The organism is uncultured Rikenella sp. (genome assembly GCF_910579375.1).
Taxonomy (GTDB): domain Bacteria; phylum Bacteroidota; class Bacteroidia; order Bacteroidales; family Rikenellaceae; genus Rikenella.
On sequence record NZ_CAJTUJ010000137.1, the window covers coordinates 1 to 4910 of the forward strand.

At 56.9% G+C, this 4910-nt stretch carries 4 protein-coding genes; all 4 read right to left on the reverse strand.

Going from position 1 to position 4910, the window contains the following annotated elements; all coding sequences use genetic code 11:
* A partial coding sequence (gene tpiA / locus QZ302_RS08565; protein WP_294594480.1) for a triose-phosphate isomerase occupies window positions 1-639 on the reverse strand: 639 nt, incomplete at its 3' end.
* A gap of 52 nt (window positions 640-691) precedes the next feature.
* Window positions 692-1012, reverse strand: coding sequence for an iron-sulfur cluster assembly protein (locus QZ302_RS08570; protein ID WP_294594482.1), 321 nt, complete (start codon window positions 1010-1012; stop codon window positions 692-694).
* A gap of 21 nt (window positions 1013-1033) precedes the next feature.
* Window positions 1034-1459 carry a SufE family protein gene (locus QZ302_RS08575; protein ID WP_294594483.1) on the reverse strand — a complete coding sequence of 142 codons (426 nt, stop codon included), beginning with the start codon at window positions 1457-1459 and terminating at the stop codon, window positions 1034-1036.
* A 402-nt stretch (window positions 1460-1861) separates the two neighbouring features.
* Complete coding sequence (locus tag QZ302_RS08580; RefSeq protein WP_294594484.1) at window positions 1862-3991, reverse strand: prolyl oligopeptidase family serine peptidase; 2130 nt, start codon at window positions 3989-3991, stop codon at window positions 1862-1864.
* Window positions 3992-4910 lie beyond the last annotated feature (919 nt).

Here is a 4910-nt window from a genome sequence, read left to right on the forward strand (position 1 = left end):
CCCGCCATAAAGAATCGGCGTTTTATCAGCTGCTGCCGCACCGAACTTTTCAGCCAGCACCTTGCGAATAAACGCATGAATCTCCTGTGCTTGCTCCGCCGTCGCCGTCTTGCCGGTGCCGATCGCCCAAACCGGTTCGTAAGCGATCACCAATTTGCCGAACTGTTCCGGAGTCAGGTTGAAAACGACCTCTTCGATCTGCGCCCGAACGACGTCGAAGTGTTTGCCAGCCTCCCGTTCATCGAGTTTTTCACCCACGCAGTAGATCGGTGCCAACCCATGCGCATAAGCCAAAGCCATCTTTTTGTTGAGCGTTTCGCTGGTTTCGCCGTAGTATTCGCGCCGTTCGGAGTGCCCCAGAATAACATACTTAGCCCCCAACGACGAAATCATCTTAGCCGACACCTCGCCGGTATAAGCCCCCGATTCGTGATCCGCACAATCCTGAGCCGAAACGGCAATCCCGACCTTTTCCGCCGGCCCCTTGACACTGCACAAGTGGGTGAACGGAACACCGACGATCAGTTCGACATCGGCCGGTGCGCCCCCTTTCAGAGCCGCTACGCCTTCGAGGAGGGCGACGCCTTCTGCCGGCGTGGTATTCATTTTCCAGTTCCCTGCGACGATTTTTCTTCTCATGATGGTATTGTTGTGTTTAATGGTTCTCGGTATTTGTCTGAATCAACGCGCCTTATATCATCCCCAGTTCGAGCAGTGCCTCCTGGGTCATCATCGATCGATCCCACGGCGGATCGAAGGTCAACGTCACATCCACCCGCTCGACGCCCTTCACTTTCAGCACGTCGTCGTGCACCTGCTGGACGAGCATATCGGCCATCGGACAGTTCGGTGCCGTGAGGGTCATCCGAATATTAGCCGTCCCCTCCGGGGTCATTTCGATCTCGTACACGAGGCCGAGGTCGTAGATATTGACCGGAATCTCCGGATCATAAATGTTTTTGAGCGTGTAGACAATGTCGCGCTCGATGTCGAGTATCTCCTGCGGTGTCATAATCCGACCCAAAAGTAACGATTATTTTTGCATGGCGGCATACGCGGTCGCAAACAATTTCATCTGCCGGATCATAGCCAACAATCCGTTGGCGCGCGTCGGCGAGAGGTTCTGCGAAAGACCGATCCGGCCGATAAAATAGAGATCGGCATCGCGCACCTCTTCGGGTGTATGTCCGTCCAACACGCGGATCAACAGGGCGATAATCCCTTTGGTGATAATGGCGTCGCTGTCGGCCGTAAAGTGCATCCGTCCTTCGTCGTCGAGCCGGGCGTCGACCCAAACCCGGGACTGACATCCTTTTATCAGAAATTGTTCGGTCTTATGCTCCGGAGCGATCGCGGTCAGCCCGTTCCCGAGCTCGATCAGGTAGCTGTATCGGTCGAGCCATTCGTCGAATACGCTGAATTCGTCGATAATCCGGTCTTGTTCCTCGTTGATACTCATTGACTGTATTTATTAATCCTTCGATTATCTGTACTTGCCCAGGAGGGTACTGGTCTCTTTGTTCACAAAGAGAACCAGAAAAACTTTAGAGCGCATCCCTGCGGGATGCTCTGGCCGTGTCTGCCCGATTGGTTGGGCTGGATTTCCCGGTGTGGCGCGCTAATAATGGACGAGAACCCCACGCGCGCCGCGCCTGAAAATCCAGCCCAACGAAACAAGGCGGAGATAACCCGTGGTCGTCCCGTTGGGACGACCTCTGCAAAAGTTCTTTGCGTCGCTTTCTTTCAACCGACGCTGCCAGCGAGCGTAATGCAAACGCAGTTTGCAAATTACCGAGCGGCGAGGAGGAAGGCGAAGCCAACAAGCGACAGTTCCATGCGGGTAGACACAGTAACCGAACGGTTAAAAATTCCGCACACCCGCATTCCACAGGAAGAACGACCAGATATCGGCCTGTTCCTGAATGGACTTCGAGATCGGTTTGCCCGCCCCGTGGCCCGCATCCGACTCGACACGCAGCAGGATCGGATTTTCGCACCCCTGCGCCGCCTGGAGCGTCGCCCCGAACTTGAACGAATGCGCCGGCACCACCCGGTCGTCGTGATCCGCCGTCATGATCATCGTCGGCGGATAGCAAGTCCCCCGTTTGATATTGTGCAGCGGCGAATACTTATAGAGGTACGGGAAATCCGCCGCATTGTCCGCCGAACCGTACTCCACGACCCAGCCCCAACCGATCGTAAAACGGTGGTAACGCAACATATCCAACACCCCCACCATCGGGAAAGTCGCACAGTAGAGATCCGGCCGCTGCGTCAGACACGCCCCGATCAGCAGCCCCCCGTTCGAACCGCCCGCGATGGCCAGTTTCTGCGGCGAAGTGTATTTTTCCGCAATCAGATATTCGGCTGCCGCGATAAAGTCGTCGAAAACGTTCTGCTTCTTCTCCAGCATCCCCGCCCGGTGCCAAGCCTCGCCATACTCGCCCCCGCCCCGGATATTGGCCAGCGCATAAATCCCCCCCTGCTCCAGCAACAGGATGTTCGACGCCGAGAAACCCGGCGTGCGGCTGATGTTGAACCCGCCGTAGGCATAGAGGTAGACCGGATTCGAGCCGTCCCGTTTCAGCCCCTTCTTATAGACCAAGAACATCGGCACCCGGGTACCGTCTTTCGACGGATAGAAGACCTGTTCGACCGTAAAGGCCGAGACATCGAAATTCACCTTCGTTTCGTGGTACAACGTCGAAGTGCCGTCCGCGATCGTGTAGCGATACGAAGTCGGCGGCACATTGAAACTGCTAAAGCCGTAGAACACCTCGGTGTCCTCCGCCTCGCCGCTGAAACCGCCCGCCGTACCGATCCCCGGCAGCGCGATCTCGCGCACCAGAGCGCCGTCGAAACCGTACTGATAAACGCGGCTCGACGCATCTTTGAGATATCCGGCGAAGATCGCCCCGCCGGCCGTCGTCGCCCACTCCAGCAGGTTTTCAGACTCAGGAATCACATCCGTGGCCACCGGCACAGCGGCATTCAAATCGACCGACACCAGCCGGAAGTTCGGCGCCTCCGCGTTGGTCAGCACATAGGCCGTGTTCCCGATGCAGTCCACGATGGAATAGTCGTTGGCAAACCCCTTGAAGAGCGTTTTGAACGACGCGTTCGGCACGGTCAAATTCTTATAAAGTATCTCGTTTCCGCTCGTCCCCTCGGAACCGACGATAAAGAGCCACCGGAAGTCGTCGCTCACGAAGCCCGAGAAGTAACGCAACGGGTGTGTCTTATCTTCGTAGATCAGCCGGTCTTCCGCCTGCGGAGTCCCCAGCTTATGAAAATAGACTTTCTGAAATTCGTTTTTCGCGGAGTATGCGCTCGCCCCCTCGGCCGGTGCGTCGTAGCGGCTGTAGTAGAAGCCGCCGTCTCCCCAGCTGGCGCCGCTGAACTTCACCCATTCGATCTTGTCCGCCAATTGCTTGCGCGTAGCGACCTCCATCACATAGATATCGACCCAGTCCGACCCCGATCGGGAAACGGAATAAGCCGCATAGCGGTCGTCTTTCGAGAAGGTGACGGTATTCAGAGCCACGGTTCCGTCCTTCGACAAGGTGTTGGGGTCGAGGAAGACTTCCGGCGTGCCGTCGAGTCCTTTCTGGTAGTAGAGCACGCTCTGGTTCTGCAACCCGTCGTTCTTATAGAAGAAGTAGTATTCGCCGACGCGGAACGGTGTCCCCTCTTTCGGATAATCGTAGAGTTCGGTGAGCCGCTGTTTGATCTGTTCGCGATAAGGAATCTGCGCCAGATAGTCCTGTGTCACGGCATTCTGAGCGGCCACCCAGGCTGCGGTTTCGGTCGACCGGTCGTCTTCGAGCCAACGGTACGGGTCTGCCACCCGCGTGCCGTGGTAATCGTCCACCACGGTGGTGTCTTTACGGGTTTCGGGGTAAGGTTTCGTTTTGATAGCCATCGTGCTTTGACAGCCGGCTGTGAGTGCGGCAACGAGAAGTGCCGCTCCGGCAAGGTAATAACGGTTCATCGGGGTTGTAACGTTTTCGATTTTGCGATTGCGGAGGTAAAATTAATCGTTTTTTTGCGTATTTCGATTTTGTTCGTATCTTTGTCTTCGAATTTCATGGTGGCCGTGCAACGGCTCTTCGCTTCGCAAAAGGTGAAGACGTGAAATGAAAGGTTAATAGCAGCTTTGCATGAGGCTTGTGTTTTTCGGGTAGACACCCCCGCCAACGTCTACCGCTACGGAAAATATGGGTCTCATGCTTTTTTGTATGCTGAATTATTAAGCGGGGCAGGCCTTTCTGAGGCCGGAATGCCCGCCCCGGGCTACCTCCCTCGGGATACAGGTGCCGCGAACTATCTCGGACACGGCGGATACAGCTGGTCTTCCTCTGTCAACGGTGCCAACAGCATGCACTTGAACTTTTACACGCAGTACCTCCTCTCCAACCACGCGAGCCATCGTGCCTACGGTTTTCAGTTGCGTTGCCTCTCGGAATAAACGCCGCGGGCACGCGGTGGGCAAGGGGCTGGAGCTACCCTAATATTAGACAGCCTCTACCCTACTTTTGAGCTGAATCCTGCGGTTCGCAGAACCCGCGGGCCGGAGCCACCCCACAGGCGTAGGCCTGCAACTTCGCAGAGCTCGTTGCGTCCACGCTGGCTCCGACCCGAATCACAAGAGCACATTCCTATCGGTTGAATGAAAGCGCGCCACATGGCAGGCCGGACGCCCGGGAGAAACCGCAATTCTCGGCGCGTAAGCGGCGTGTTGCGGGCCTCCCGTAGGCAGGCGGCCGGCCCGCGCGACTCTGCGAGTCGCAAGAGCAACAACTCATTCACCGCCTCAGGCTGCCGGGTCGTCCTCGGCACGCCTTGTTCAAGCAGTTCGCCGCCAGCGGAGAGCAGCAACGAGCGCCGACGAGTTGCAGTCCGCCGCTCGG

What these genes read in the sequence shown, in the direction of transcription:
- QZ302_RS08570 (WP_294594482.1), bottom strand. Translation starts at nt 1,012, where the DNA reads ATGACACCGCAGGAGATACTCGACATCGAGCGCGACATTGTCTACACG.
- QZ302_RS08575 (WP_294594483.1), bottom strand. Translation starts at nt 1,459, where the DNA reads ATGAGTATCAACGAGGAACAAGACCGGATTATCGACGAATTCAGCGTA.
- QZ302_RS08580 (WP_294594484.1), bottom strand. Translation starts at nt 3,991, where the DNA reads ATGAACCGTTATTACCTTGCCGGAGCGGCACTTCTCGTTGCCGCACTC.